A 26,661-nucleotide genomic window follows, 5' to 3' on the forward strand; every position below is an offset into this window, starting at 1 on the left:
AGGTCATTATCCGCCGATGCCATAGCTCTTTAGCATGGCATCCAGTTCTGGTTCGCGACCACGGAAACGGACAAACAGGGTCATCGGATCTCTGAGCCGCCGCAGGTCAAAATGTTGTCGAGGAATGACTGACCAGTGGCGCGATTGAAAATTCCCTCTTCCGAGAAGCGAGAATAGGCATCGGCTGCCAGCACATCCGCCCACAGATAGCTGTAATAACCCGCAGCATAACCACCATTAAAGATATGGCTAAAGGAGTGCGGGAAGCGTCCCCAATCGGGTGATGGCGCAACTGCAACCTGTTTTTTCACAGATTGCAGCGTTTCCAGGATTTGCGCTCCTTTGGCTGGATCATATTCCACATGTAAGCGGAAATCGAACAGGCCAAACTCAAGCTGGCGCAGAATTTTCATTGCCGCCTGATAGTTTTTGGCTGCCAGCATACTATCCAGCATCTCTTGTGGCAGCGGTTCCTGAGTTTGATAGTGACCGGAGATAAACGCCAATGCTTCCGGCTCCCAGCACCAGTTTTCCATAAACTGGCTTGGGCACTCTACCGCATCCCACGGTACGCCACTGATGCCGGCAACATCCAGGGCTTCAATCTCGGTCAGCATATGGTGCAGGCCATGCCCAAATTCATGGAACAGCGTTGTCACTTCATCGTGTGTAAACAGGGCCGGTTGATCACCGATTGGCTTGTTAAAATTACAAGTCAGATAAGCGACTGGGTTTTGCAACTCGCCAGATGCATGGCGCATTCTGCCGACATAACTGTTCATCCACGCGCCACCGCGTTTATGTTCACGGGCGTAAAGATCTAAATAGAAACTACCACGCAATACCTGCTGATCATCATACAGATCAAAGAAACGAACATCAGGATGCCATGTATCTACATCATGGCGTTCTTTGGCGGTGATGCCATAAATGCGGCGAATGACTTCAAACAGTCCTTCCAGCGCCCGTTGTTCAGGGAAGTAAGGACGCAGTTGTTCATCATCAATGGAGAAGTCATGTTGCTTTTGCTTCTCGCTGTAATATGTCAGATCCCACGCTTCCAGCCCATCAACACCGTGGTGAGATTTGGCGAAGTCAGTGAGTGCTTCCAACTCTTCTTTACCTTGTTGATGGGCGCGTTTGGCCAGATCGTTCAGGAAATCGAGTACTTGCTGAGGTGTTTTAGCCATTTTGGTTGCCAGGGAACTTTCAGCATAGTTCTTGAATCCCAGTAATTGGGCGAGTTCATGACGTAATGCAAGTAGTTCCGCCATCACTTCACTGTTATCCCATTTTCCGGCATCTGGCCCTTGATCGGAAGCACGGGTCGTATAGGCGTAATACATTTCTTTGCGCAGTTCACGATTATCGCCATAGGTCATGACTGGCAGATAACTTGGCATATTGAGTGTCAGCAACCATCCATCCAGCCCCTTGACTTCGGCCGCCGCCTTGGCTGTGGCTCTGGCACTGTCAGGCAGGCCAGCCAGATCGCCCTCGTCGGTAATCAGCCTGGTCCATCCCATAGTAGCATCCAGTAAATTATTGCCGAACTTTGCGCCCAGCTCAGATAAACGGGCAGTAATTTCACCGTAACGCTTCTGTTTCTCTTCTGGCAAACCGATGCCGGTCAATTCAAAATCACGCAAAGTATCTTCAACAACCTTGCGCTGTGGCTGGGAAAGGGTTTCGAAGGCTTGGCTCTCTTTTAGCGATTTATATGCCTGATATAACCCTTCGTGTTGCCCCAGCCAGGTATCGAATTCAGAGAGCAGGGGCAGGCTTTGCTCATAGGCTTCGCGAAGCTCTGGACTATTCTTGACCGCATTCAGGTGTTCGACTGGCGACCACATACGGGAAAGCCTGTCTTTCTCTTCTGAAATGGGTTGGCACAGGTTATCCCAGGTAAAAGCGGCATTTTCGGATAAAATCTTCTCAATGGCTTGGCGGTAATTGGCTAACGTCTCTTTCACAGCAGGCACGACATGTTTTGGTTCGATTGCAGAGAACTTAGGCAATGCAGAAGATGTCAGTAACGGATTAGTCATAATGAGTGCCTTATAGGTGTATTTGGGTATAGGCTTAAACCAGCCCCGCATCCCAATGGGTTGTTGACGATAGATGGGGATAAGATATCGTGAGTTCAATGCTAATGCCGCACTTTTATGCGAATAATTAGGCTCTTTTTCTGTCAGGGATCTGTGAGGTCATGGAAACGTTTAGATATTATTGAAGACGCGCTATAATCCTTGCTCTTCATCAATTTTATTAATGGAAGATCATCGTCCCCGGTGGGGTGGCTGGGCGTCAAAAAAGAGATACCCCCAAATGAAATTAACAGCCCGTCAAGTAGATACTGCAAGCCAAAGGAAAGTTACATTACTTTTTTACCTTCTGAAAATGCTTTTCTTGCTTCATTTAAACTCATTTCATTGGCTCCTCCTTGAAATTCGGCATCTTTAGACTGCACCGGATCATCTTCCCACCCACAAATGTCACAAATAAGATATTCACCAAGTTCATCAAGGGTCGTATGATTACAACATGGGCAATGGTATTTATCACTCATTGATTACTCCAATATTTAAAAGATTATAAATTGTCTGATGGGCATATTAACACTCAAATAAACATAAACCGCCGGCACGCCTTCAATCGGGAAGACCAGAATATAGTCCCGGAAATCCCGCTCCTGTACCGGTGTGGTTGTCTTCGTCGGCCCGCGATCTGTGCCGTCTGATATCGGCGTTTCCGTTGTGTTCCCCGCCATTTCATTCGGATCCTGCGGCGGATTGACCATAATCCCGTCCCGCCACGTTGTCTGATCCGGGATTTCCAGGCCGGGGGTTTGACCGGTCAGGCTCGGATCATCAAGCGGCACGGTATTGACATTGATTGGCGTGCCACGCTGGTTAAAATATTGAGGCAGGTCCTGCGGTGATAATGCCTGATACACTGATGACGCGTTAGTGTACCAGACCAGTATAGGCGAATCCGCGCCATCCTCCCGAAATTCATAGGTTCCCGGGGCAGTTTGCTTCACATGACGCACTTTAACCGTATCCATACCACTCCCTTCGCGGGTATGGTAGCCAACCACCTTCACTTCACCGGTCTGCTCATCCGCCACAAAACGATAGCGAACCCGGGTTTCTGCCCGGCCTTTTTGATCAGCCAGTTGTTTCAGTCTTTCGAGCTGGTGTTGAGCCGTGTCACTGTCCGCGCCCAATGCCCGTTTCATTGCCCCCCAGACGGCCTGTGCCCGGTCCGCCGGTGTGGCAGAAATGGCGGCCATAAACAACTTCTCTTTCTCAGAAAGCCGTGGAAGCGCGCTTTGGGTTTCCCATGATCCCTCATTATCACTCGCCGTCCCCGCCGCCCCCGCCGCCGCATTTAATGCCATCTGCGTCTCCATTGCCTGATACACCAGCGGGTTGGCTTGTGCCGGTGGCACCACCTGGTCAAGCAGCCACCCTATCGGCACCATATACCATGGCGGCGTGTTTTTATTCTGCGCCGCAGAAGCCATCACGGATGTCTGCGGTGCGGATGCAGGCAGGTAAACCTGCAATTGGCCAAAATTGGCAGCTGGCTCGGTTTCTGTCCCCGCATCGGTACAACCCAAAGGTTGCAGGCAGGATTTGACTCAAATAAACATAAACCGCCGGCACGCCTTCAATAGGGAAGACCAGAATATAGTCCCGGAAATCGCGTTCCTGTACCGGTGTGGTTGTCTTCGTCGGCCCGCGATCTGTGCCGTCTGATATCGGCGTTTCCGTTGTGTTCCCCGCCATTTCATTCGGATCGTGGGCGGATTGACCATAATCCCGTCCCGCCACGTTGTCTGATCCGGGATTTCCAGGCCGGGAGTTTGACCGGTCAGGCTCGGATCATCAAGCGGCACGGTATTGACATTGATTGGTGTGCCACGCTGGCTAAAATATTGAGGCAGGTCCTGCGGTGATAATGCCTGATACACTGATGACGCGTTAGTGTACCAGACCAGTATAGGCGAATCCGCGAGAACAGGGGGGGGAACGACGACAAGAACGGGGGGAGAAACACAGGGAGACAAACGAGCGACGGGGGGGCGAGCAGGAGCCGAGCTGGGTCGAGCGGGAGGGAGGAAGGGGGGGGGGGGGCGATACCCGATGATTTTGTCTGAGCCTGCCAAACAATCCGCGCAGAAAATGGTCTTTCACACTTAATTCCACATCCAAATCATTCAGTTTTGGGTTTGAACAAATCGCTTTCTTATCCTGCCCCTTGGCTTTGACACAGTCAAAATTGGCAGCAAAACCGAGTGGGGAGAAAATAAGCAACATAAATCAGAGATATTTCATTTACTTCTCCTTTATGGAGAAGAACTTGAATAATCGGGCTTTGCCAGTTGCATCTAATTTGCAGGAGAATCGAATGTTATGCCGGCCATCATTTGTCCTATACATACCAATGCCGACCAATTCAGAAGGCTGTTTGAGTCTGATACTCTCTTCTGAAACCACACCGAGAAAAATTTTATCAGCGTCTTTGTAATATTTCTTAATGATGGGTAAGGCAAAAGGACGACAAATAAACTCTGCCACTTTTTTGGTATCTGACCAACTTTCTACCATTGGTATGCAGATTTATCTGTAACTTGTTTATTAATCTGCTGTTGCAGGTATTTTTTCTGGTCTGGAGATAATTGTTGAGATGGCACTGTGCTTAGCAAAGGCAGATAATAGTAGACTGATAACCCCCAAATAAGTTAAGTATCTTGAGTAAAACATAATGGTATACTCCTTGTTTGAGATTAAAAAATTATGGCATAAATTTTGTAGGTGCGCCATTAATATACTGCTATTGCATGCGTTTTGGATTACTTATCTATGAGATTAATGGTAAAAATATATCGATTAAATTGTCTGATGGCTATTCGGGTCACGTATTCAACATGTCGAGCAGAATTAAAATAATATTTCTTTCGATAAAAGTCCCGATGATTTTGTCATGCATTTTTTTGATAAGTAAGGTGTTACTTTTTTTTGAAAGAGAAAAACATACCTCACCTTATTTTTAGTGAGGTATGTTATTTAAAAGATTTTATAAATAATTCAATATGCCAAATGACGATATATAAATAAAATTATCATTTGGATATTAAATAGATTGATTCATAAGGTTTAATTCTAATCTCATGATCTACCGTTGCAGGTGATGAGTAATTGCTCATCAATACCTGCCATTCTGTGCTTACAAGTGAAGTCTCTGGAGACCACAGTTGAATTTCATCGCTTAGGTTTGCAATAACCAGTAAGGTTTGATCCTGCCAACGACGCAGATAGCACCACAGTGAAGGGTGCTCTGGCAGCAAATCCAGGTAATCACCGTATGTCAGAATGGGCTGTTGCTTTCTCAATTTAATCAAATTGTGGTAGCAATAGAAGACGGAATCTTCATCCTGTAATACGGTTTCGGCGTTGATCTCTGAGTAATTATTACAAGGCGCAATCCACGGCGTTCCGGTGGTAAAACCCGCGTTTGCTGAAGCATTCCACTGCATGGGGGTTCGGCTGTTATCACGGGATTTCTGCGCCAAAATTGCCAGTATATCCTCTGGTTGCATACCTTTTTCAATGCGCTCTTTATACATATTCAGGCTTTCGATATCCCGATAATCCTCAATACGTGTAAAGTGAGGGTTTGTCATGCCCAGCTCTTCGCCCTGATAAATATAAGGCGTACCCTGCATACCATGCAGCACCATCGCCAGCATTTTAGCGGATGTTTTGTGGTGCTGATGTTCATCCCCGAACCGAGAAACAATGCGCGGTTGATCATGGTTACACCAAAAAAGCGCGTTCCAGGCTTTTTGGTGCATACCCTGCTGCCATGTTGAGAAAATCTTTTTCAGCTCAACATAATCTGGTTTTGCCCGAGTCCATTTTTCTCCATTTGGGTAATCAACTTTTAGATGGTGAAAATTAAACGTCATAGACAACGCTGCTCCGTCCAAGGCAGCATAGCGTTGGCAGTGCTCAAGGCCGGTCGAGGACATTTCACCAACGGTCATCAATCCCTTGGGTTGAAAAACATCACGGCTCATTTCTTGCAGAAATTCATGTATCCGCGGGCCATCGGTGTAGAATCGGCGGCCATCACCATGATCATCATCAGGAAAATTTTGCTGTTTTGAGACAAGGTTAATGACATCCAGACGCAAGCCATCAACACCACGATCAGCCCAGAACTCACAGATTTTCTTAAGTTCCGCGCGAACCGGTTCATGCTCCCAGTTCAAATCTGCTTGTTCAACCGCAAACAGGTGGAGGTAATATTGTTGGCTTTCTGCATGCCATTGCCATGCATTACCACCGAATTTGGATTTCCAGTTATTGGGCAGGGAACCTTCCGAACCATCCTGCCAGATATAAAACTGGCGGTAGGGGTTGTTAATATCCTGTGCCGACTGGAACCACGGATGCTGGGTTGATGTATGATTGAAAACCATATCCAAAATAATGCGAATGCCACGGCGATGGGCATTTTGTACCAAATTATCAAAATCTTCCATCGAGCCATAATCAGGATTGATGGCACAATAATCAGCGACATCATAACCATTATCGACTTGAGGAGAGGGATAAATTGGCGTGATCCAAATGGCTTCAACGCCGAGTTGCTGGAGATAATCCAGCCGTTGGGTGATCCCGTTGATATCTCCTGTGCCGCTACCGGTACTATCCTGAAAACTTTTGGGATAAATTTGGTAGATAACGCTATCCATCCACCATGGTTTTTGTTCCGTCATAAATAGATACCTGCAAAATTAATTAGTAGCCTGTTCATTGGGTAAGATCGGCATTGAGTAAGGTTGCTTTGCGTTCATTTCTACGATAAGCCAGAACGGTCAGCAGGAATGGCACAATAATCGCGACGAGCATGGCAATCAGATAAACCACCCAGAACTGTGGCTTGATAGAGAGAATTCCCGGTATTCCGCCAACACCGATACCATTGGCCGTGACATGGTTGAGTCCACAAATCAGCCCGGCTATGGCTGCACCAATCATCGCACAGAACATGGGGTAACGGTATTTCAGGTTGATTCCATACATAGCGGGTTCGGTGACACCTAGATAGGCTGAAATCGCCGCGGGAATAGAAATTTCGCGCTCTTTTTGTTTTTTGCTTGCCCAGACAATGCCGACAACGGCAGAACCTTGAGCGATATTAGATAGCGCAATAATCGGCCAGATTGGGGTGCCGCCGGTGCTTTGGATCATTTGCAGATCGATTGCCAGTGTGGTTTGGTGTACACCGGTGATTACCAGCGGGGCGTAGAAGAAACCAAACAAGGCGGCTCCAATAGGCGCAAAGCTACCCGTCATTAATCCTTTGACCGCCCAGGCAACACCATCCCCGATAGCGCGTCCGGCAGGACCTATCAACGCATGGGCAAGGAAGACGGCCAGTAGCAGAGAAACTACAGGGACAATAACAAGATAAAGGTAATCCGGAACCCATTTTTTCAGTCGGGTTTCAATCCATCCCAACGCCAAACCGGCTAATAAGGAAGGAATGACCTGAGCCTGATAACCGACTTTAGAAATGGTAAACCAGCCGAAATTCCAGACTTCGGGCGTTTGTTGCCCAATCAGGTAAGCATTCATCAATTGTGGGGAAACCAGGGTAATGCCGAGAATAATCCCCAGAATGGGGGTTCCACCCATTTTTTTGACGGCAGACCAACAGATGCCTACAGGAAGGTAGAAGAATATTGCTTCACCGATCAGCCAGAGAAAATCATAAATACTTTGCCAGACCGGATAGAGTTGTGCGAGCGATTTGCCCTCACTAAACGGGATATCCCCGATAAGGTTACGAAAACCGAGGATTAAACCGCCACTGATCAGGGCTGGCAGTAGAGGGAAAAAGATCTCGGCAAAATGTGAAATTGCATTTTCATACCATTTCATATTTTGGCGAGCAGCTTGCTTAACTTCCTCTTTATTAACGGATTGTTTTCCCGTGGTTTCAAGCAGAGCTTTATAGTAGACATCCACATTCGTCCCAATTACTACCTGAAATTGTCCGGCATTGGTGAAGCACCCCTTGACCATGGGCAACTCTTCAATGGCTTTGGCATCGGCATTTTCGGGTGTATTAAGAACGAATCTGAGGCGGGTGATGCAATGACTGACGGAAGCGATATTCTCTTTGCCGCCAATCAAAGTAATAAGATTATCAATATCCTTTTGATTTATTTGTTTTTTCTTCATGCCTTTGCTCCTTGGTATGGCAGGAGGTAAATAACGGAGTTTTGCGATTAACAGAATGATTACTCTCGTAATGAGATAGTGAATAGACTGAAGTAATAGCAAGTTGATCCTAGACAGATTTTTATATTTTGAATATGAAAAGTTGCTTTGTTTGAGTTTTAGATCACATTTTGTACCATTGATTTGAAATTAAAGGGTTTTTTATATTCGTAATGCTTATCATTATGGGTTTTTAGTTTTCCTTGAAATTAATAGATATGGTTTATGGGTTTATGCCATCGGTTGGTCAATAAAGGAAAGTTCGCAATTTAGCGAGTGATAGCCTGGATCTGCGCCCAGTGACGGCGCAGCATATTATTTAATTCGATGATGTAAAAACCAATAACTTATACTCCATATGATTATCGGTATTAAGGCTATAATGAAAGCCAATAGCAAACTTTGTAATCCGCTGCTGATCAAGTAAACCACAGGCGTATATAAGAGACCTGAAAAATAGATTCCTAATGTGGTGGTAATGAAAGCGAGATAAAATCGATGATATTTAAATAAAATGATGTGTGAAATTAATAAAAATAGGAATGGGATGGTAATTAAATAAGAAAGAACTGGTGTTTTTATAGAAATTATTGCGCAGAGTAATCCAATAAAAAGAAAGGGAAGTTGTCTGTAAATTTTTTTTATCTTATGATCCCGCTGATTATGGAAAAGATGTTTCCCCCAGAATAAACAAAGCATTAAAATGCCGATGCCAAGAGCAGCGGTAACATGGGGAGACATGATAACCAATCCGTACAGGGGCAATGGAAAGTAAACCGCACCCTTATTATGTTTCAGTAGTGCCATATCTTGTTGTACGACAAAATGATAACCCACTTTTCTCACGGTATCCTGATATTGGAATAAGGTCTCAGCGGAAATATTTTCCAGCGTGTCGCTCATTCGGTGATAATGTTCGAAGCCCTGCACGACTGCGAAATTCAGTCCGGCTATTCCTTTTTCTTTAAATACCGTGTAATCAGTATCGTTTTGTAATATCTCATATATCAAAGGGGTAAATGAGAAGGCGGTAATGTTGCTTACATTCTTATTTAATGCAGCCATCAGATCATAAGGTTGAGCAGAGGTTTCAAATAATACCGGAATGCCATGATTTCCCCTTGCTTCAAAGTTCAAAACAAGGCTAATCGATTGTAACTCTTCATCGGTCAATTGGTTGGCAAAATATTTTGCGCCTAACAAGCCCAGCTCTTCACCATCGGTCAGTAAGAAGATGACATTATTTTTTATCGTCGTGACTTGGGTTAGATCCCGCATTAGCTGCAACATGGACGCGACAGCCATGCCATCATCACCGGCTCCGGGAGAGGAGCCAACACTGTCGTAATGCGCGACAATCAATATCGTATTTTTTGCGGAAGGAGAAGTGCGTTTGGCAATGATGTTGGTGCCATAAGCGGAGTTTCCCTGTTTTAACCCTGAACGGATACGGACTTCTTCTTCAAAGGTTTTAGCGCCGATGCGGGCTAATTCTGCATCAAATTTGCGGCGTTGGTATTCATCAAGTTGTGAATAGATTTTTTCCTGACGTGCAACAAGTTTATCGATAGTAAAAAGGAATGGTTGTTCAACAACAGGGTATCCCATTGCTTGAATTTCTGTCAGTAAATAGCGGCGGATCTGCTCTTGCTGTACGGATACGGTAGGGTGGGGTTTGGCTGCAATGATGCTTAGCGCTTTTTGTACGTTTAAGTATCCTGTTGCTTTAGTGGGTAAGGTGACCATCATGGTCGGTTGTACCATGCTGACACCTTGATATACAGATAAACAAAGAACAACGACTAAAATCAGGCTCAAAATGATACGCGTCATATTGTTTCCCAGTGTTGTCAATAGGCTGCGTGATAAAAGTTTCCTGGTAAGAACAGGTGCTGTCACACGCAGTGCTAATACTTAGCTCATTTTTACGTCCATTAAGGTTTCGGTAGCACCACTTTGTAATACTCGCTGCATTTTGGGAACCACTTTAGTATTTTGGTCGATTGGCAGAACATTCACACCAGAACCCAGAAATACGGGAATGGTTGTAATGAACAATGTCAGATACCAAAAAAGTGGCAGAGTTTATTTGTCGTCCTTTTGCCTTATCCATCATTAAGAAATATTACAAAGACGCTGATAAAATTTTCCTCGGTGTATTTTGGGGATTCTTGGGTGACTACTGCGTTGATCCCGACGGGAATGGAGAGTTTTTTTTGAAGAAAGGATGAATGACGGAATATCTTGATAAGGCCAATCATTAGCTGAGTTTTTCATGATCCATTCATAAGTTGCAGCCCCCATAATGGCCGCGCCAATTCCACGGTAAAAATCATCATATGGGGTGGCATCATCGCCAAGTGTGAATTCATAGAGTCAATCCAACTCGTGGTTTTCCGTTGCGATATAACCATCCATTGTTGCAGCAACATAATAAATGAGCTTTGACATCATTTTTCCTCATAGTTACACATGACTATTAAAAACTTTGGCTAATTAATCCTGCTTGGCAAGTAAAAATATTTATTAATTAATTACCAGTAAATTTAAATAGCGTTTCAAAATGATAGGCGTATTCCAGCGGTGTATGCGCGCTCTGTTTCGAGAGGTTTGGTTGCGCTATTTCCATTACCAGATGGTACTTATCGCATCAGCATTGAAGATAATCAAAGAATGGATTTGCCGGTCAAGCAACCTGTTACCAGAGAAGAGATTGCGAGTAGTATGTCTGCCATTTTGGGGCAGGATTTTGGGTTAGGCGATATTTTATGGAGTGCACGTTACAGAAGTAAACAGCGGTTAGCGGAACGGTATCGAGAGGGAAAGATCTTCCTGCTTGGTGATGCGGCTCATACCCATGTTCCTGCTGGTGGTCAAGGGCTTCAAATGGGGATCGGTGATGCGGCCAATTTAGGTTGGAAATTGGCTGGCGTTATTCAGGGAACTTTATTGCCAGATATTCTGGATTCCTATGAAAACGAACGCAGGCCGATAGCAAAAGCGGCATTAAAAAATACAGACTTACTGTTTAAATTCAATACAGCGACAGGTATTTGGGGGCGAATGGTGCATTGGATTGGCGTGCAGGCAACCAAAATTCCCTATATCGAGAAAAAAGTTGTCAGGATGTTGGCTGGTGAAGATGCTCAATATCATTGCCTGCGACAGAAAGGTGATCATAAGCGAGTTGGTCAGCGTTTACCGCATGTAGTGCTGCGTCATGCGGGACAGGAACGTAAGCTGACAGAAGTATTGCGGGAAAGACAGTTTGTCTTAATACACAATCATGCACCCAGACTGGTATCTGCACTGCAATCATATTTTCAAACCGCTGCTCAACAATTGACGGTGGTTGAGATAATTTCTCCTCAGAAACTACTGCGAGATGGACAGGCGACTATCGTGAGACCTGATGGCATTGTTTTGTGGTTGGGGAGTGATATTACACAGGCAAAAACACGTTTAGAGAGTTGGATAAATCGTTAGCGTAATCGAATATCCTCACAATATTTTTTAGTTTTGGCGAGATAAGCGCGATCGGGGCAGATTGTTGTTTACACAAATCTCCCTAAAATGGGGTTTTTGTGTATAGAAATAATTGCTATGATCAATATCTATACACATAACACCCTTTAAGGGGGTGTCAGAGTGGAGATAATGAAATGGATAGGATCACAGCAATTAACAAGTTAGATGAGTTCAGCAAAATGGGAAGAGCTATTTTCCTTTTACAAGATTTGGAAGTCATCTTTGCTGACGAACCTTCCCGGACATTGCAAAAATCTATTGATCGCCTCGTCAAAGCTGGGCTGTTACTTCGCATTACCAAAGGCGTTTATGCCTAACGCGGGCCAGTATGGGAAGCTATCCTCTGGAAACTATCGCCAAAATATCCGACGAGGTGAATATAATTACATCAGTCTGGAGTCAGCTTTATCGCAATATGGGCTCATCTCACAAATTCCCATTGATCGCCTGACCATTATGTCTACTGGCAGAACAGGAGAGTTTAAAACACCGTGGGGAGTTATTGAAATCACCCACACTAGCAGAAAGCCTAACGAAATTCTGAAAGCAACATTAGAAAGCCGTGGGCCCCTGCGTATCGCAAAAAAAGAGACGGCTTTGCGTGACCAAAAAAGAGTAGGTAGGAATATACATTTAGTGCAGCTGGAGGAACTCGACTATGTCATATGAGACTCTGCCTGATACGGCAATCAATCGCTCGCAGGCGACAAATTTCCTGCTTGATCTGCTTAAAGAATGGCATTTTGCTTGGTTAGATCTAAGAACAGTCATCACCATGAGTAAAACAATTATGCGAACCGCGATGGTAGATAGGCAACCATTAGAAAAATGGAGTCGTGGGCGGTGTGTTCTGCTGGGTGATGCTGCGCACCCGATGTTTCCGGTTGGGGCAAATGGTGCAACCCAAGCTATTATTGATGCAGAAACTCTTGCCTATGCGCTATATGAATACCCTGATTTCGAATCTGCAATCGCGGCATATGAATATGTTCGTATACCTGCCGTCTCTAAAATTGTCATGGCAAATCGTAAAATGAATGAAAGAGATCTGATGCTCCGAAACCTCAATCCCCAAGAGCGTAGTCAAGAAATTGCCATGACGACGACCAATTACGAAACCGAAACGATTAAAGAGATGTTCGGATTCACGCCGTATAAAAACGCAGGACTTTTGTGAATCTCCTAATAGGCCCCTATTTCATTGTGTAATCCGCCAAAACGTCGGTAATACGCGGCGGAGGGTTGAGGTAATTGTCCAATGGTCGTTTCACCGTGTTCACTGACATAGCGTGTCGCAGCAAGGTCAATGTGCTGATAAATATTTATACACAAATTACGGGCAATCTGCCCTTCCCATTGTGCTGGTAGCAGGGCACTCGGCAACTGTGGATCGCGTAGCACTACGCGGCGGTAAAAATGAATCAGCAGCAGACGCAACTGGAAACAGCGTTCTGGAGTCAGGTCGGCCTCATGGCAATCCCGTAGCAGTGTCATCAACGGACGGAAGAAAACAATAAATTCGTGATAATGCTGTGATATCTGCGCCAGTGACCAATTGATGGATACAAGTTCTTTCAGGCTCTGCTCCGAATGCGGGTAAGGATAATCAGCACGGAAGTAGATGACAGAATCGCTGGCGTTGAGTTCTCCCAACAGAGAGAGAATGTCTCTTTGGGAATTGCTTGGTGCAGCCATCAGGGTGCTGTTAAATTGCGCGAATCCGAGCCAGCCCAACGCTTTTTTCAGGCGGGTACGCTCATTTTTGGTTGTGCCTTCCAATAGCAACAGATCCCACTTGCCATCCCATTCTGGCTGCTCGCTGAGATAGATTTTATCCTCTGCATGACGAAATTGATGCATTCCCCGTTCGGCGATGCGGTAATAACTGCGTCGCCCGAGTTTTTCTACTGTAAGCCACCTCTCTTTTTGCAGCCTGAATACGGATGTTCTCACGAAACGGTCACTAAACCCCATCGGTTCCAGCAAGAGGCTCAAACTGCCAAGCCAGACTTCACCACCACGGTGGCTGAGAGCATCGCCATATAGGGAGATGATCAGTGATGTTCCGCTGATAGGTTGGGCATCAAGGGCGTGCCGAATAAAGTCGTCAAGTTTGTGCGTCATATTTTTCTGTAATCTGCTCAAAAGTGTGTCATGACATTAGCATAACTGTATAAATATGCTTAATCGATACGCTTAGAAAAATCCCTTTAAGGCGACATACTATTGGGAAAAATACCATTGGAAAAAGGTGCCACCGCTGTTTCATATTATTTAAATTGCGATGGCGAAAGGTTTAATCATGTGGGCGATTATCGATTACCCGAACGGCTTTTCCTTCTGAACGAGGGATGTCTCCGTAGTTGACAATACTGACATCTGTATTGAGTCCTATCATGGATTTAATGTGATGGCGCAATTGATGGCTGATGTCGCTGCGTTGTTGAGAGTTCAACAGGTCTGATTCTTTCAGTTCGACCTTGACGGATAGTTTGTCATAATTGCCGACACGGTTTACTTCCAATTGGTAGTGCGGCGATAGTTCTTTGATGTGCATGATCTGTTCTTCTACCTGTGATGGGAACACGTTAATACCACGAATAATCAGCATGTCATCGGAACGTCCGGTGATCCTGTCCATGCGCCGCATATTACGCGCCGTACCGGGCAATAAGCGTGTCAGGTCGCGGGTGCGATAACGGATCACGGGCATGGCCTCTCTGGTCAGGGTGGTGAGGATCAGCTCTCCGGTTTCGCCATCTGCCAGGTTATTCAGGTTGTCAGGATCAATGACTTCCGGGTAGAAATGATCTTCCCAGATGGTAGAGCCGTCGGCGTATTCCAGTGATTCCATGGCAACGCCTGGTCCCATTACTTCGGACAGGCCATAGATGTCTAGGGCTTTGATACCCATACGTGTTTCAATTTCAGTACGTAAGGTGGTTGTCCACGGTTCTGCGCCAAAAATACCAATACGTAAGGAGCATGTGCTGGCATCCCCACCCATTTGGCGCTCCAGCTCATCCAGTAAAGTCAGGCAGTAAGAAGGCGTCATCATAATGATGTCAGGCTTGAAATCCACAATCAGTTGCGCTTGTCTGGTGGTGTTACCGCCAGATACCGGAATGACGGTTGCTCCCAGTCGTTCGGCACCATAGTGCGCTCCCAATCCTCCTGTGAACAGGCCGTAACCGTAGGCGATGTGAACTTTGTCTTTGGCACTTGCCCCGGCAAATCGCAGGCTGCGGGCGACCAGCTCTGACCAATTATCGATGTCCTGTTGGGTATAACCCACCACCGTTGGGCGTCCCGTTGTGCCGGATGATGCATGAATGCGAACTATCTGTTCCATCGGGACGGCGAAGGCATCAAAAGGATAATGTTCACGCAGATCTTGCTTGGTGGTGTAAGGAAATTTGGCGATGTCACTGAGTTGCCTGAAATCACTCGGATGGATTCCGGCTGTATCAAATTTGTGGCGGTACATGGGAACGTTGCTGTAAGCGTGGTTGAGGGTCCATTTCATCTGGTTAAATTGCCACGCCTGAATCTCATCACGTGAAGCAAACTCAATGGCATCCAGATTTTGGGATTTTCTAGGTTTTTTACGTTGTTGCTCATCGTTTCCTGTCCTTTTGTTGATTTGTTTGTAACAGGTTGCTTTTGTCGTTATGTGCACGTAGTGATATGCAGGTGTTGGTTAAGTCAGGTAATCGTGTATCAGTTTGTTGTTGTAAAAATGGTTATGGTTGTTGTGAAAATAGCGGCTATGAAACACGTTCAATAATCATGGCGATGCCTTGTCCCACGCCAATGCACATGGTGCACAAGGCGTAACGTCCGGCCCGTCGCTCCAGTTCAAGGGTGGCAGTTAGCGCAAGGCGGGCGCCGCTCATACCCAGAGGATGCCCCAGCGCAATCGCTCCACCATTCGGGTTTACGTGCTCTGCATCATCTGGTAACTCGAGTTGGCGCATAACAGCCAGTGCTTGTGCAGCGAAAGCCTCATTCAGTTCAATAACATCCATTTGATTTAGGGTTAAGCCTGTGAGTTCCAGTACCTTGCGAGTCGCAGGCAGTGGCCCGATCCCCATGATGCGTGGCTCAACACCACATGTTGCCGTTGCGACGATGCGCGCCCGTGGTGTCAGCCCCTGGCATAAGGCTGCTATTTCTGAGGCGATGATCAGTGCTGCCGCGCCATCGTTGACGCCGGAAGCGTTGCCTGCGGTAATGGTGCCGTCCGTACGGAATGGGGTTTTGAGCTGTTGTAGCTGTTCGAACGTTGTTTCGGGTCGGGGATGCTCATCCTGTGCGATGATCGTTGCTACGCCTTTTTTGTTGGATGCGGGCAGAGTGACAGGGATGATTTCCCCGGTCAGTACACCGCGTTGTTGCGCGCTGGCGGCACGTTGCTGGCTGCGCAGGGCGAAGGCATCCTGGTCATCGCGGCTAATTTTAAATTGGGCGGCGATATTTTCTGCCGTTTCTGGCATGGAATCTGTGCCGAATTGCTGTTGCATCAGAGGGTTAATAAAGCGCCAGCCAAGGGTGGTATCAAAGATCTCAACCTGCCGGCTGAAAGCACTGTCTGCTTTGCCCATCACAAAAGGAGCACGGGTCATAGATTCAACGCCACCCGCCAATATCAATTGGGCGTCGCCGGATTTAATACTGCGAGCGGCGAAGGCCAACGCATCAAGGCCTGAGCCACATAACCGGTTGACTGTCGTACCAGAGACCGAATTTGGTAGCCCTGCCAACAATAGTGCCATACGTGCGACGTTGCGATTATCTTCTCCTGCCTGATTGGCGCAGCCGAGGATCACATCATCGATTTGTTGCCAATCCAATGCTGGATAACGCGTCATCAATGCCCGTAGCGGTAGGGCTGCCAGATCATCAGCCCGCAGGCTGGACAGAACTCCACCATAACGGCCGATAGGTGTGCGGATACCATCACAGATAAATGCGTGGTTCATGATTGCTCTCCCTGACGGTTTGGCTGAGTTTTTTTCACCGTATTGTCAGAAATAGGGTGGCTGAGACGATGGGAGTAACCGCGGAAAAAAGCCACAACGTTGCCGTTCTGGTTGATGATCTCCACGTCGTACAGGCCAGTGTTTTTGCCTTGATGCCGAACGGAAGCGGTGGCGGTCAGTCGATCACCCACTAATGCCGGACGGATAAAATCAATGCTGCCTCTGGAAGCGACCGCAGCCAGTCCTTCACTGTTACAGGCATAGGCGAAAGCCGTATCTGCCAGACTGAACAGAATGCCACCGTGACAACGTTGATGACCGTTGAGCATGTGAGGCATGATCTTCATACTGAGTCGGGCCAACCCGATATCAATATGTTCAATATGCATACCCATATTTTGGGCGCAGCTATCTTGGGTATAAAGGGTTTCAATGTGATGGCGAGCCGTGTTGACATTATTTTGCATAGTCATCCCCTTTCTTGTGTTTTTGGGCCTGTTGATAGGGGAATTGGGTATGCCCTGCCGCGAGTTGGCGCAGTAAGGGGGCTGGGCGGTAACGGGGTTCCCCATAAAACTTCTGCAAATTTTCCAGCGTACTGAGAATATGTTTCCAACCCAACTGTTCACCCCATGTCAGCGGTCCAATGGGATAATTCACACCGTGGCGCATCGCCAGATCGATATCTTCAGCGCTGGCGATGCCTTTATTGATGGCATCCAGCGCTTCGTTGCACAGCATGGCGACGGTACGCATTGTTAGCAGGGCGGGATAATCCGGCAGGAGAATGACCTGTTTACCGAGGGATTGCAGAAAGCCGATCACCTTTGTTGTTTGTTGGGGCGTATTCTGGCAGGCGGCACTGAGTGTCATGACAGAAGCCGATTGGTGATTGGCAGAAAGGTCAAATTGCACCACGGGTATCCTGACTTCGTCGGCAATCTGGGCACAGGTTCTCCCTTTGGTCAGAATCAAAAGAATGTCATCAATTTGCAAGGTCGGGGAGTGAAATCGGTCATTTTTGCTTTCTTCGAAAATGATCCCATATTTTTGTAACTCAGGCTGTTGTAACGGGGCGACAAAGTGTGGCAATGCCGCCCAATTTCCTGTCGCCTTGATCCGCACTGGCTGTTTTTGTGCTTTGGTGTATTTCGGTTCTAGTTTGGGTTGCGGCTGGGTCTCTTTTTTTCCGCTGCTTCCTTTTATGTCATAGGCGTAAAAACCACGACCGCGTTTACGCCCAAGATGATTGGCATCCACCAGCTCTTTTTGCAGCAGTGAAGGCTGGAAGCGGGGATCATAATGGAAGGCATGGAACAGGGATTCAGTCACGGTATAGTTAACATCATGGCCGATCAAATCCATCAGCTGCAACGGCCCCATCGCGAAACCGCCAGATTCTTTGAAAATGGCATCCAGTGTGGCGGGAGTTGTAATCTGCTCTTCCAGTGCGCGCAGAGCTTCAGCATAGAACGGCCGGGCGATGCGATTGACGATAAACCCGGGCGTAGAACGGCAAATCACCGGCTGTTTTTTCCAGTCGGTCACGAGGGTTTTGAGCGTAGCCACGGTTTGGGATGACGTTTCCAGACCCTGCACGATTTCCACCAGTTTCATCAGGGGGGCCGGATTGAAAAAATGTAGCCCTGCCATGCGCTGTGGTGCAGACAGAACACGGGCAATGGCGGTAATCGACAACGAAGAAGTGTTGCTGGCAAACAGGGTTTGGTGTGAACAAATGGATTCCAGTTGCTGGAAGAGATTTTGCTTAGATTCCAGTTGTTCGACAATGGCTTCAATCACCAGACCACACGGTGCCAGCGCATGTAACGAATTCGCCTGAGTGAGGCGTTGTAACAGGGCTTCTGTTGCGCTGGCTTCTGCTTTGCCTGCTGCCACACGTTGATGCAGGCGCGTGCGTAAATTGTCCAGCGCCTGACTGACCGCTTCACCGTTGATGTCAAACAGCAGGACGGAATGTCCTGCTTGAGCCGCAACCTGAGCAATGCCGATGCCCATTGTTCCCGCACCGATAACGGCTATGGGACCGTGGAGGTGAGGCGTGTTCATGATCATTTCCCCTTGAACATCGGCTGACGTTTTTCAATGAACGCATTGACACCTTCACGGAAATCTTCACTATGCCCGCACCGACGTTGTAAATCTCGTTCGAGAGCAAGCTGTTGTTCCAGCGTATGGGCTGCGGCTGCATAGGTGGCTTGCTTGATGCAGCCAAGGGCCAGGGTAGGTTGGGCAGCAAGGTGTAGGGCGAGCTTCTGGGTTTTATCTTCCAATTCGTCTGACTCAACAACCTGCCAGATCATTCCCCAATCCAGCGCTTGTTCAGCGCTGATTTTGTCGCCCAAAAGTGCCATCCCCATTGCCCGCGCCTGCCCAATCTTATGAGGCAGGAACCAGCTACCGCCAGAATCAGGTGTCAGGCCAATACGGCAGAAAGCCTGAATAAAACTGGCGGTACGAGAAGCGATAACTATGTCACAGGCCAAGGCAAGGGAAACACCAGCCCCCGCCGCTACGCCGTTGACGGCGCAGATAATGGGCTTAGGCAGGGAAGTCATACGCCGGATTAGCGGGTTGTAGTAGCGTTCAACCGATTGGCCGAGATCAGGGATACCACCATCAGAGATAACGACATTGCGATCATTTAAATCTTGTCCGGCACAGAAGCCGCGTCCAGCTCCGGTGAGCCGGACACAGCGTACGGACTCATCCTGTTCAGCAATATCCATTGCCTGACTTAATTGTTGGTGCAGCTCCTCGTTAAAACTATTGAGGCATTCTGGACGGTTGAGAGTAATGCTAAGGACACCTGCTTGTATATCAGTCAGTACCGTTGACATGTTTTCCATCGATCAGAACCCTTTAAATGTTGGTTTACGTTTTTCCAAAAAGGCGGAGATGCCTTCCTGACGATCGGTTGTGCCTGCCAACGTAACAAAATGCTGGCGTTCGGCGAGTAGCCCTTGTGACAGGCTTGTTTCTTGGGCGGTCTTGAGGGCTGCTTTGGCTGCCCGCAATGCCAGAGGGGAAAATTCGCTGATGCGTTGCGCTATCTGCTTTGCACGTTCTAGTGTCAGGGCATCAGGGCAAACTTCGCTGACCAGACCCGCTCCCAGGGCGCGATGGGCATCGATAGCTTCGCCGGTCAATACCATCTGGTAAGCCAATGCCTTGCCGACGCTGCGGATGAGCCGTTGTGTTCCTCCCGCCCCTGGCATCAGCCCCAAGGTGATTTCTGGCAGGCCAAAACGGGCGCTTTCTCCACAAATCACCAAATCACAAGCCAATGCCAGTTCGCAGCCAGCGCCAAGTGCGTAGCCATTGACAGCAGCGATCAGGGGCTTGCTGATATTATTTAAACATTGCCAAAGTTGTGGACGGCGATCCGTCATGGCTGTAGCAACGCTTTGTTGTTGTAGTTCTCTCAGATCGGCACCTGCCGCGAAACAGCGCCCGGATCCCGTAATAACAATGGCGCCTGTACCGTTATCTGCCTCCGCGAGTTCCAATTGCTGCACGAGCTGTTCCAGACAATCATTACTGAGGGCATTGCGCACTTCTGGCCGGTTTAGGGTCAATGTGCGTACCCTTTGCTGCTGGTGGCATAAAATCCATTCCTGACTCATGGTGACTCCTCAGACATCAAAATCGACAACGACACCACCGCCTTTCGGCCATGACTGGCAGCTCAAAATATAACCGGCAGCCAATTGATCGGGTTCAAGGCTGTAGTTCACCCTCATATCTACTTCGCCGGCTTTAAGCTGGCATTTACAGGTAGCGCATACTCCTCCTTTGCAGGCGTAGGGCAAATCTGCGCCCTGGCGTAATGCGGCATCGAGGATGCTGTCATCTTCGGCGTTCATGGCAATGTTGAGGATGCGGCCATCCAGGTGGATCTCAACGCGGGTTTCACTGCGTTCTGCAAGATTGGCAGGGCGGGAATTTATCGTGGCTTGTCCGGTATTGAAACGTTCACTATGGATGCGTTCAACAGGTATCCCCGCCTGCTCCAGCGCAGAATGGGCATCATCCAACATGGCTTCTGGTCCGCAGAGAAAAGTATGGTCAAATTGGGTAAAATTGAGCAGGATTTTGCCGATGTGGTTTAGGTGTTCAGTATCAATACGTCCGTTAAATAATGGGCTATCGGTGGTTTCCTGACTGAATAAGTACAGCACCTGAAAACGGCTCAGGTAGCAATTTTTGAGATCGGCCAGCGCTTCTTTGAACATGACAGAGCGACTGGTGCGATTGCCATAAATCAGGGTAAAAGTACTATTGGACTCCAGTGCCAGCGTACTTTTGATGATCGACAAAATAGGAGTAATACCTGAACCGGCGGCGATAGCCAGATAGTGCCCTTGTTTATCTGTAGCGGGACGATGGCCAAAATTGCCCTGTGGCTGCATGACTTCCAGCTCATCCCCGATTTTTAATTGTTGGTTGATGAAGGCCGAAAAGCGGCCGTGATGGATGGCCTTGACGCCAATTTGTAATACATCATCCAACGGCGAGCTACAGATAGAGTAGCAGCGGCGTAGTTCTTCGTTATTCACTTTCGCTTTGAGTGTCAGGTGTTGGCCGGGGTGATAGCAGAACTGTTTTTTCAGTTCAGCGGGAATATGCAGGGTGACAACCACAGCATCCGGCGTTTCCCGTTCGATGGCAGTAATGCTTAAGCGATGAAAGCCATGTGAGCGTGTTTGATGCAAAGTGGACATCTTCTACTTTCCTCGTTAAGTGCACTCCTCGTTAAATGCATTTGAAATAATCAAATGGTTCCAGACAATTCCGACAGCGATAGAGGGCCTTGCAGGCCGTGGAACCGAATTCGCTGATTGTTTCTGTTTCATGACTGCTACAGTACGGGCAGGTAATGGGTTCCATATCCGCTGTTTTTTCGCAAGCCAATCCCTGCGGAGGGGCAATACCAGAGGTTCGCAAGCGTTGTTTGGCATCTGCATTTATCCAGTCGGTCGTCCACGCAGGGTTCAGGCTCACTTCGATATCCACCGGCGAAAAGCCTGCTTGTGTCAGTGTTTCCTGAATGATTCCGATTAGGTACTCCGTTGCAGGACAGCCGGAATAGGTTGGGGTAAGTGTCACCCGCCAGCCGTTTTGTAACGGCGTAACGACCCGTATCATGCCAAGTTCAGTAATGGAGAGTGCAGGCAGTTCTGGATCGGCAATTTGGTGCAGACATTGCCAGATTTGATGAATTTCCGGCGGTTGTATCTCTGCATGGAAGCGAGGGTTACATTGCTGTTCCATGATCTTCTCCTATACCATCCGTATTGTCACCAGTTGCAGTTGGGGTAAGTGCGTTGCAGGTATTGCATTTCTGCCAACATGTATCCCAAATGTTCTGTATGCAGCCCTTGTTTTCCGCCTTGTCGGTAAGGCGCCTCTTGTGGCATTGCTAGCGTGGCTTCGGTGAGCGTTTCGTTGATGATTTGCAGCCACGGTTCATGCAGCGTGCTGGGGTCAACGGCAATGCCTTCTTCTGCCAGTTGCTGCTCGATTTCGTCACAATGGAACAGTTCGCCGGTAAATCGCCACAGTTGATTGATAGATTGCTGGATTTTTTCGTGGCTCAATGCTGTTCCATTCCCTAATCTGATCATCCAGCCTCGGCTAAAGCGCAGGTGATATTCCACTTCCTTTAACGACTTGGCACTGATTGCTGCCAATTGGGGATCACGGCTTTGTTCCAAGGCTTGATGCAGCAGGAAGTGATAGGCATCAATAAAAAATTGGCGTACCAAAGTGTCGTTAAAGCCACCATTGGGTTGTTCTACCAGCAGCAGATTGCAGAATTCGCGCTCATGACGCCAAAACGCCAGATGATCTTCATCCAACCCTGTTTCTGAAAGGGTGCCTGCATAACTGAGGAAATGGCGTGCTTGCCCCAATAGGTCGAGTCCGATGTTGGACAGAGCGAGGTCAATTTCCAGTTCTGGTGCATGTCCACACCATGCGCACAGGCGCTGTGCCAGAATCAGTGGGGTATCTCCCTGACGAAGGACATAGTTGAACAGGGGGTGGTTTAACAGGGAATGGTTGGGAGATGAAACTTTATGTGTATGCATATTCTCGTCCCCTACATATTCTTGATGCCATCAGGAATGGTGTAGAACGTGGGATGACGGTAAATTTTATCCTCCGATGGCTCGAAAAAAGCGCCACGATCTTCCGGTTGTGACGCCACCAGATAGATGGATTTTACTACCCAGATGGAGCAGCCTTCGTTGCGCCGGGTGTAGGCATCACGTGCGTTTTCTAGTGCCATTTGATCATCGGCCGCGTGGAGGCTGCCGACGTGACGGTGCGCCAGTCCCTGTTTACTGCGGACAAAGACTTCATACAGTGGCCAATCGGTATCGTTCATTAGATTTACTCCCTTCAAGGCGGTTCAGGTAACGCAAGGTACTAAGCGACACGATTTTTGGCGGCTATTTTTCCGGCGTGAACCGCCGCCGCTTCCCGTACCCAACATCCGTTTTTCCAGGCCCGGCGTTTGGCTGCCAGTCGTTCGTGGTTACATATCCCTTGTCCTTTCAGCACTTGATAAAATTCATCCCAATTGATTTCACCAAAACGGTAATGTTCTGTTGCTTCATCCCAAGCTAATTCAGGATCGGGAGCTGTCATGCCCAAGGCTTCCAACTGGGGTACGGTGTTGTCGATGAATTTTTGCCGCAGTTCATCATTGCTGAATCGCTTGATTTTCCATGCCATGCTCTGGGCGCTGTTGGGGGAATTACTGTCATTGGGACCAAACATCATCAATGTCGGCCACCAGAAGCGGTTGATAGAATCTTGTAACATGGCACGTTGGGCTTCGCTGCCATTCGCCAGCACTGTTACCGCTTCATAACCCTGCCGCTGGTGGAAACTTTCCTCCTTGCAGATTTTTACCATCGCACGGGCATAGGGACCGTAAGAGGCACGGCACAAGGCAACTTGATTGACAATTGCCGCACCATCCACCAGCCAGCCAATCACGCCAACATCAGCCCAATTGAGGGTGGGATAGTTAAAGATCGAAGAATATTTCATCTTGCCATCCAACAACTTTTGGTAGATATCCTGACGGGAACAGCCCAATGTTTCAGCGGCGCTGTAGAGATACAGCCCGTGCCCGGCTTCATCCTGGACTTTCGCCAGCAATATGGCCTTGCGACGCAGGGTCGGGGCACGGGTGAGCCAATTGGCTTCCGGTAACATGCCGACGATTTCCGAGTGTGCGTGTTGACCGATTTGGCGTATCAGGGTTTGGCGATAGGCTTCGGGCATCCAATCTTTAGCCTCGATTGAGAGATCTGCCGCTATTTTTGCCTCAAAGCTCGCCTGAAGTGGATCTGTTGTCATATGCGACTCCATTATGATTCTTATTTTTTGATATAAGACATAAAAATGAATCACTATCTATAACTATAAATCTACAAATTGATAACAAAAATAGCAAACATAAAAATTGTGTATTTGTCGTTCATATCAAAATATTAATTTTTATTCCTTATAAAACAATTGATTAATTATTTTTATTTAGCGATGGGATAAATATTAACAAGTGATTAGATGATAATGTTTATTTTTTGTTAATTACATGGGTGGTTTTGTCAATCATATATGTGATACATAAATGGCCTTACAATACTTAATGATTGTTTCATTGGTTAAATCGGTGGAGAAAAAAATGCAACAGTTAACGAGTTACATTTGTGGTGCCTGGGTTTATGGGCAAGGTGATCCCAGAACCATTCATCATGCAGTAAGCGGCGAAGCTTTGTATCAGGTCTCTTCAGAAGGTTTGTCATTGGCAGAAAGTTTAGGCTACGCCCGTGAAAAAGGCGGAAAGGCGCTGGCTGCGATGACGTTCCAGCAACGTGCGCAGATGATGAAGGCAGTTGCAAAACACTTGCTCGCCAACAAAGAAGCCCTGTATGCCATTTCCACAGAAACAGGCGCAACCCGTGCGGATAGCTGGGTGGATATTGAGGGGGGCGTAGCAACCCTGTTCTCCTATGCCGGGTTAGCCGGGCGTGAATTGCCGGATGATACCCTGTGGCCGGAAGATGAGATGATCCCGCTGTCTAAACAGTCTCAATTTGTGGCTCGCCATGTGCTGACTTCCCGTTCTGGTGTGGCGCTGCATATTAATGCGTTTAACTTTCCTTGTTGGGGAATGCTGGAAAAACTGGCACCAACGTGGATGGCCGGTATGCCGGCGATTATCAAACCGGCTACGGCATCCGCCCAATTGACACAGGCGATGGTGAAAATGATCATCGACAGCGGTCTGGTGCCGGAAGGGGCGTTGCAATTGATCTGTGGTGGCATTGGTAATCTGTTTGATCATCTCGATTATCAGGATGCCGTGACCTTTACCGGCTCGGCACAAACGGGGAGAAAGTTGCGTGTCCATCCTCGACTGATAGAAAAATCTATTCCTTTTACGATGGAAGCGGATTCGCTTAACTGCTGTATTTTAGGCGCGGATGTGACACCTGACATGCCAGAATTTGGCGTTTTCATCAAGGAAGTTGCTCGTGAGATGACGGTGAAGGCCGGTCAGAAGTGTACGGCTATCCGGCGCGTTATTGTCCCTGCCAGCCAATTGGCAGTGGTCAAACAAGCGCTACTTAAACGGCTATCTGGCGTGGCAGTTGGTGATCCTACTTTACCAGAAGTGCGCATGGGGGCGTTGATTAATCGGGAACAGCGTGATGAGGTGCAGGCGAAGGTTAACGAATTGCGCAATAGTGGCTGTGAGGTTTTATGTGGCGGTTCACTGGATAAATTGGCGTTGACAGGCAATAGCAACAGTAATGGCGCATTTTACCCACCAACATTGCTCTACTGCGCTGATCCAATGACCAATCAGGTGGTACACAACACGGAAGCCTTTGGGCCGGTTGCCACGTTAATGGCGTATCAGGATACCGAGCAGGCGATTGCATTGGCGATGATGGGACAGGGTAGTTTGGCGGGGTCATTGGTGACGGCAGATGAACAGATTGCAGTACAGGTGATCCGGGAAACTGCGTGTGCTCATGGCCGGATGTTGGTGCTGGATGAAGCGGCTTCTGCGGAGTCCACGGGACACGGTTCCCCGCTGCCCATGTTGGTACATGGTGGACCAGGGCGTGCCGGTGGTGGAGAAGAGTTGGGGGGCTTGCGTGCCGTGAAACATTATATGCAGCGCACAGCGATTCAAAGCAGTCCAAGTATGCTGGCAGCGATTGGCCGTGAGTGGGTTCGTGGCGCAAAAGTGAAGGAAGAGCCGATACATCCATTCCGCAAGTATTTTGAGCAGCTTGAAATTGGTGAAAGTTTGCTGACCGCTCGCCGGACGGTGACGGAAGCGGATATCGTGAATTTTGCCTGCTTGAGTGGGGATCATTTCTACGCCCACATGGATAAAATCGGCGCGGCTGAATCCTTGTTTGGCGAGCGTGTGGCACATGGTTATTTTGTCGTATCGGCTGCTGCGGGTTTGTTCGTTGATAGCGCGGTGGGGCCAGTGCTTGCCAACTACGGTATGGAAAATCTGCGTTTCATTGAGCCGGTTAAGATTGGTGATACCATTCAGGTACGTCTGACCTGCAAGAAGAAAATTAAGAAAGTCCAGAAAACGCCAGAAGATAAACCACATGGGGTAGTGATGTGGGATGTGCAGGTGCTGAACCAGGAACAACAGCCAGTGGCGCTGTATAGTATCCTGACGTTAGTAGAACGGCAGCAAGGTGATGCGGCTTAGGATAAGCGTTGTTAAGTCAGGGAAAAGAGCCTGAGGGGATTGTCAAAGGCAAGGGCAGTGG

The 26,661-nt window shown here is 47.9% G+C and carries 23 protein-coding genes and 2 pseudogenes; 5 read left to right on the forward strand and 20 right to left on the reverse strand.

All coding sequences use genetic code 11. The features are described from left to right. Positions 1 to 6: 6 nt before the first annotated feature. The 8 genes and pseudogenes from prlC to ACSJJG_RS00415 all read right to left on the reverse strand — a co-directional run bounded on the left by prlC (position 7) and on the right by ACSJJG_RS00415 (position 10,136). Positions 7 to 2,048 (reverse strand): annotated as a pseudogene (gene prlC, locus ACSJJG_RS00380) (oligopeptidase A). Between the two features lie 326 nt (positions 2,049 to 2,374). Continuing rightward, positions 2,375 to 2,569, reverse strand: a complete 195-nt coding sequence (locus tag ACSJJG_RS00385; protein WP_481088050.1) for a CPCC family cysteine-rich protein — start codon at positions 2,567 to 2,569, stop codon at positions 2,375 to 2,377. Between the two features lie 15 nt (positions 2,570 to 2,584). Beyond that, on the reverse strand, positions 2,585 to 3,484 hold the full coding sequence (locus tag ACSJJG_RS00390; RefSeq protein WP_481088051.1) for an S-type pyocin domain-containing protein: 900 nt from the start codon (positions 3,482 to 3,484) through the stop codon (positions 2,585 to 2,587). A gap of 22 nt (positions 3,485 to 3,506) precedes the next feature. After that, positions 3,507 to 3,839 carry an S-type pyocin domain-containing protein gene (locus ACSJJG_RS00395; protein ID WP_481088052.1) on the reverse strand — a complete coding sequence of 111 codons (333 nt, stop codon included), beginning with the start codon at positions 3,837 to 3,839 and terminating at the stop codon, positions 3,507 to 3,509. A 504-nt stretch (positions 3,840 to 4,343) separates the two neighbouring features. Further along, positions 4,344 to 4,616 (reverse strand): hypothetical protein, encoded by a 273-nt coding sequence (locus tag ACSJJG_RS00400; RefSeq protein WP_481088053.1) that lies wholly within the window; start codon positions 4,614 to 4,616, stop codon positions 4,344 to 4,346. Positions 4,617 to 5,131: 515 nt separating this feature from the next. Continuing rightward, positions 5,132 to 6,793: an alpha,alpha-phosphotrehalase gene (gene treC / locus ACSJJG_RS00405; RefSeq protein WP_481088054.1), complete on the reverse strand. Its 1,662-nt coding sequence runs from the start codon at positions 6,791 to 6,793 to the stop codon at positions 5,132 to 5,134. Between the two features lie 34 nt (positions 6,794 to 6,827). Next, a complete protein-coding gene (treB, locus tag ACSJJG_RS00410; RefSeq protein WP_481088055.1) occupies positions 6,828 to 8,264 on the reverse strand; it encodes a PTS trehalose transporter subunit IIBC in 1,437 nt (478 codons plus the stop codon). A 354-nt stretch (positions 8,265 to 8,618) separates the two neighbouring features. Then, entirely contained in the window at positions 8,619 to 10,136 is a 1,518-nt protein-coding gene (locus ACSJJG_RS00415; RefSeq protein ID WP_481088056.1) for a M28 family metallopeptidase, read from the reverse strand. Positions 10,137 to 10,360: 224 nt separating this feature from the next. Here ACSJJG_RS00415 and ACSJJG_RS00420 point away from each other — a divergent pair, with 224 nt between their 5' ends. From ACSJJG_RS00420 to ACSJJG_RS00435, 4 genes and pseudogenes are all read left to right on the forward strand, one after another. Next, complete coding sequence (locus ACSJJG_RS00420; protein ID WP_481088057.1) at positions 10,361 to 10,534, forward strand: hypothetical protein; 174 nt, start codon at positions 10,361 to 10,363, stop codon at positions 10,532 to 10,534. A gap of 352 nt (positions 10,535 to 10,886) precedes the next feature. Beyond that, positions 10,887 to 11,789 carry an FAD-dependent monooxygenase gene (locus ACSJJG_RS00425; RefSeq protein ID WP_282885549.1) on the forward strand — a complete coding sequence of 301 codons (903 nt, stop codon included), beginning with the start codon at positions 10,887 to 10,889 and terminating at the stop codon, positions 11,787 to 11,789. Positions 11,790 to 11,965: 176 nt separating this feature from the next. Further along, positions 11,966 to 12,500 (forward strand): annotated as a pseudogene (gene abiEi / locus ACSJJG_RS00430) (type IV toxin-antitoxin system AbiEi family antitoxin). Further along, positions 12,490 to 13,008: an FAD-dependent monooxygenase gene (locus tag ACSJJG_RS00435; RefSeq protein WP_189760312.1), complete on the forward strand. Its 519-nt coding sequence runs from the start codon at positions 12,490 to 12,492 to the stop codon at positions 13,006 to 13,008. The pseudogene abiEi and the gene ACSJJG_RS00435 overlap by 11 nt, the downstream one beginning before the upstream one ends. Positions 13,009 to 13,013: 5 nt before the next feature. Here the strand turns inward: ACSJJG_RS00435 and paaX are convergent, their stop codons facing one another. From paaX to paaA, 12 genes are all read right to left on the reverse strand, one after another. Beyond that, positions 13,014 to 13,955 carry a phenylacetic acid degradation operon negative regulatory protein PaaX gene (gene paaX, locus ACSJJG_RS00440; RefSeq protein ID WP_481088058.1) on the reverse strand — a complete coding sequence of 314 codons (942 nt, stop codon included), beginning with the start codon at positions 13,953 to 13,955 and terminating at the stop codon, positions 13,014 to 13,016. Between the two features lie 172 nt (positions 13,956 to 14,127). Further along, a complete protein-coding gene (paaK, locus tag ACSJJG_RS00445; protein WP_481090337.1) occupies positions 14,128 to 15,414 on the reverse strand; it encodes a phenylacetate--CoA ligase PaaK in 1,287 nt (428 codons plus the stop codon). 184 nt (positions 15,415 to 15,598) lie between these two features. Beyond that, the gene (gene pcaF / locus ACSJJG_RS00450) at positions 15,599 to 16,813 is read right to left on the reverse strand and encodes a 3-oxoadipyl-CoA thiolase (protein WP_481088059.1); all 1,215 of its coding nucleotides are present in this window, start codon (positions 16,811 to 16,813) and stop codon (positions 15,599 to 15,601) included. Further along, on the reverse strand, positions 16,810 to 17,286 hold the full coding sequence (paaI, locus tag ACSJJG_RS00455; protein ID WP_481088060.1) for a hydroxyphenylacetyl-CoA thioesterase PaaI: 477 nt from the start codon (positions 17,284 to 17,286) through the stop codon (positions 16,810 to 16,812). The genes pcaF and paaI overlap by 4 nt, the downstream gene beginning before the upstream one ends. Then, positions 17,270 to 18,883: a 3-hydroxyacyl-CoA dehydrogenase gene (locus ACSJJG_RS00460; protein WP_481088061.1), complete on the reverse strand. Its 1,614-nt coding sequence runs from the start codon at positions 18,881 to 18,883 to the stop codon at positions 17,270 to 17,272. The genes paaI and ACSJJG_RS00460 overlap by 17 nt, the downstream gene beginning before the upstream one ends. Positions 18,884 to 18,885: 2 nt before the next feature. Continuing rightward, a complete protein-coding gene (paaG, locus tag ACSJJG_RS00465) occupies positions 18,886 to 19,683 on the reverse strand; it encodes a 2-(1,2-epoxy-1,2-dihydrophenyl)acetyl-CoA isomerase PaaG (protein WP_481088062.1) in 798 nt (265 codons plus the stop codon). 3 nt (positions 19,684 to 19,686) lie between these two features. After that, the gene (gene paaF / locus ACSJJG_RS00470) at positions 19,687 to 20,460 is read right to left on the reverse strand and encodes a 2,3-dehydroadipyl-CoA hydratase PaaF (protein ID WP_481088063.1); all 774 of its coding nucleotides are present in this window, start codon (positions 20,458 to 20,460) and stop codon (positions 19,687 to 19,689) included. Between the two features lie 9 nt (positions 20,461 to 20,469). Continuing rightward, positions 20,470 to 21,558: a 1,2-phenylacetyl-CoA epoxidase subunit PaaE gene (paaE, locus tag ACSJJG_RS00475; RefSeq protein WP_481088064.1), complete on the reverse strand. Its 1,089-nt coding sequence runs from the start codon at positions 21,556 to 21,558 to the stop codon at positions 20,470 to 20,472. A gap of 31 nt (positions 21,559 to 21,589) precedes the next feature. After that, positions 21,590 to 22,108 carry a 1,2-phenylacetyl-CoA epoxidase subunit PaaD gene (gene paaD / locus ACSJJG_RS00480; protein ID WP_481088065.1) on the reverse strand — a complete coding sequence of 173 codons (519 nt, stop codon included), beginning with the start codon at positions 22,106 to 22,108 and terminating at the stop codon, positions 21,590 to 21,592. A gap of 26 nt (positions 22,109 to 22,134) precedes the next feature. Continuing rightward, positions 22,135 to 22,926 carry a 1,2-phenylacetyl-CoA epoxidase subunit PaaC gene (paaC, locus tag ACSJJG_RS00485; protein ID WP_481088066.1) on the reverse strand — a complete coding sequence of 264 codons (792 nt, stop codon included), beginning with the start codon at positions 22,924 to 22,926 and terminating at the stop codon, positions 22,135 to 22,137. An 11-nt stretch (positions 22,927 to 22,937) separates the two neighbouring features. Next, on the reverse strand, positions 22,938 to 23,225 hold the full coding sequence (gene paaB / locus ACSJJG_RS00490) for a 1,2-phenylacetyl-CoA epoxidase subunit PaaB (RefSeq protein ID WP_481090338.1): 288 nt from the start codon (positions 23,223 to 23,225) through the stop codon (positions 22,938 to 22,940). Positions 23,226 to 23,266: 41 nt separating this feature from the next. Next, on the reverse strand, positions 23,267 to 24,208 hold the full coding sequence (gene paaA / locus ACSJJG_RS00495; RefSeq protein ID WP_481088067.1) for a 1,2-phenylacetyl-CoA epoxidase subunit PaaA: 942 nt from the start codon (positions 24,206 to 24,208) through the stop codon (positions 23,267 to 23,269). Positions 24,209 to 24,536: 328 nt separating this feature from the next. Here paaA and paaZ point away from each other — a divergent pair, with 328 nt between their 5' ends. Beyond that, complete coding sequence (paaZ, locus tag ACSJJG_RS00500; protein WP_481088068.1) at positions 24,537 to 26,600, forward strand: phenylacetic acid degradation bifunctional protein PaaZ; 2,064 nt, start codon at positions 24,537 to 24,539, stop codon at positions 26,598 to 26,600. Positions 26,601 to 26,661: the final 61 nt, after the last annotated feature.

Source organism: Xenorhabdus sp. SGI 60 (genome assembly GCF_056632175.1).

Excerpts from the sequence above, each read along its gene's own strand:
- ACSJJG_RS00385 (WP_481088050.1), bottom strand. The coding sequence starts at position 2,569 with ATGAGTGATAAATACCATTGCCCATGTTGTAATCATACGACCCTTGAT.
- ACSJJG_RS00400 (WP_481088053.1), bottom strand. The coding sequence starts at position 4,616 with ATGGTAGAAAGTTGGTCAGATACCAAAAAAGTGGCAGAGTTTATTTGT.
- treC (WP_481088054.1), bottom strand. The coding sequence starts at position 6,793 with ATGACGGAACAAAAACCATGGTGGATGGATAGCGTTATCTACCAAATT.
- treB (WP_481088055.1), bottom strand. The coding sequence starts at position 8,264 with ATGAAGAAAAAACAAATAAATCAAAAGGATATTGATAATCTTATTACT.
- ACSJJG_RS00415 (WP_481088056.1), bottom strand. The coding sequence starts at position 10,136 with ATGACGCGTATCATTTTGAGCCTGATTTTAGTCGTTGTTCTTTGTTTA.
- ACSJJG_RS00420 (WP_481088057.1), top strand. The coding sequence starts at position 10,361 with ATGTCAGATACCAAAAAAGTGGCAGAGTTTATTTGTCGTCCTTTTGCC.
- ACSJJG_RS00435 (WP_189760312.1), top strand. The coding sequence starts at position 12,490 with ATGTCATATGAGACTCTGCCTGATACGGCAATCAATCGCTCGCAGGCG.
- paaX (WP_481088058.1), bottom strand. The coding sequence starts at position 13,955 with ATGACGCACAAACTTGACGACTTTATTCGGCACGCCCTTGATGCCCAA.
- pcaF (WP_481088059.1), bottom strand. The coding sequence starts at position 16,813 with ATGAACCACGCATTTATCTGTGATGGTATCCGCACACCTATCGGCCGT.
- paaI (WP_481088060.1), bottom strand. The coding sequence starts at position 17,286 with ATGACTATGCAAAATAATGTCAACACGGCTCGCCATCACATTGAAACC.
- ACSJJG_RS00460 (WP_481088061.1), bottom strand. The coding sequence starts at position 18,883 with ATGAACACGCCTCACCTCCACGGTCCCATAGCCGTTATCGGTGCGGGA.
- paaG (WP_481088062.1), bottom strand. The coding sequence starts at position 19,683 with ATGGAAAACATGTCAACGGTACTGACTGATATACAAGCAGGTGTCCTT.
- paaF (WP_481088063.1), bottom strand. The coding sequence starts at position 20,460 with ATGAGTCAGGAATGGATTTTATGCCACCAGCAGCAAAGGGTACGCACA.
- paaE (WP_481088064.1), bottom strand. The coding sequence starts at position 21,558 with ATGTCCACTTTGCATCAAACACGCTCACATGGCTTTCATCGCTTAAGC.
- paaD (WP_481088065.1), bottom strand. The coding sequence starts at position 22,108 with ATGGAACAGCAATGTAACCCTCGCTTCCATGCAGAGATACAACCGCCG.
- paaC (WP_481088066.1), bottom strand. The coding sequence starts at position 22,926 with ATGCATACACATAAAGTTTCATCTCCCAACCATTCCCTGTTAAACCAC.
- paaB (WP_481090338.1), bottom strand. The coding sequence starts at position 23,225 with ATGAACGATACCGATTGGCCACTGTATGAAGTCTTTGTCCGCAGTAAA.
- paaA (WP_481088067.1), bottom strand. The coding sequence starts at position 24,208 with ATGACAACAGATCCACTTCAGGCGAGCTTTGAGGCAAAAATAGCGGCA.
- paaZ (WP_481088068.1), top strand. The coding sequence starts at position 24,537 with ATGCAACAGTTAACGAGTTACATTTGTGGTGCCTGGGTTTATGGGCAA.